The sequence below is a fragment of the Streptococcus cristatus genome (assembly GCF_003943505.1).
In the GTDB taxonomy this organism is placed as follows: domain Bacteria; phylum Bacillota; class Bacilli; order Lactobacillales; family Streptococcaceae; genus Streptococcus; species Streptococcus cristatus_E.
The window spans coordinates 1-525 of record NZ_RJPS01000120.1; the positions used below are offsets into that span (position 1 = coordinate 1).

A 525-nucleotide genomic window follows, 5' to 3' on the forward strand; every position below is an offset into this window, starting at 1 on the left:
ACTCCTGATGATAAGGATAGCGAAGAAACAGTTAAGTACAGCAAACTTGGTTCATACGTACCAAATGTACCAGACGGACTTCCAAAAGTACCAAACCTTCCATATCCAAACGATCCAACAGATCCAAGCAAACCAGGTACTGATCTTCCAGTGATTCCACATGTACCAGGCACAACACCAGTCGGCCCAGATGGCACAACACCATTGACACCGAAAGATCCGAGCGATCCAAGCAAGGGTTACAACCCACCACCAATTCCAAGCGATCCAACGAAGGATACACCAATCAACTTCGTGAAGGATGGCCAAAAAGCGATTATCAGCTTCGTAGACCAAACTGACGGTAATAAGGAATTGACTAAGGTAGTTGAAAGCGGTAAGTCAGGTGAGCCAATCGGTACAACTAACTACGCAGCTCGTCTGAAAGAATTGACAGACAAGGGCTATGAAGTGGTGAACGATGAGTTCAAGGGACCTAAGACCTTCGATAATGACGATAAGAAGGATCAAACCTTCACCGTTACT

Annotated in this window: 1 protein-coding gene; it reads left to right on the forward strand. The window is 45.5% G+C overall.

What is annotated here, in order from left to right; translation table 11 throughout:
• Positions 1-525, forward strand: a 525-nt coding sequence (locus D8792_RS11560) for a mucin-binding protein (RefSeq protein WP_446677406.1), incomplete at both ends; no start/stop codon positions are given.